The sequence below is a fragment of the Bacillus sp. SIMBA_026 genome, assembly GCF_046535335.1.
In the GTDB taxonomy this organism is placed as follows: Bacteria; Bacillota; Bacilli; order Bacillales; family Bacillaceae; genus Bacillus; species Bacillus velezensis.
Genome location: NZ_JAWRWX010000354.1, coordinates 1 through 251, shown reverse-complemented (window position 1 = coordinate 251; position 251 = coordinate 1). Strand labels below are relative to the sequence as shown.

The 251-nt window shown below is 41.4% G+C and carries 1 protein-coding gene; it reads right to left on the bottom strand.

Annotated features, from left to right (window positions below):
- Positions 1–251 (bottom strand): hypothetical protein (locus tag SB847_RS21780; RefSeq protein WP_410578788.1); only part of this gene is annotated, 251 nt, incomplete at both ends.

Genomic DNA, 251 nt, shown 5'->3' with positions numbered 1-251 from the left:
GCCCATATCTATCGATCATATTCCCCAGAGTTGAAACAATATTAATTACAAAATTAACATCCTTGTAGTCGCTCCCTGCAAACTCAAGCAATCTGTTAGCGAGTTTTGGCTCAGATAGATACTGTCGGAATAGCTCACATCGCTCCATTCTGGTGAATTGTTCAAGACGTGAAATCAAGTTCACCAAGAAGTCTTTCCCTTGTTCCGCAGTCCAATTATCCAGTTGTTTTATGATCAGTTCGAGCTCGGAC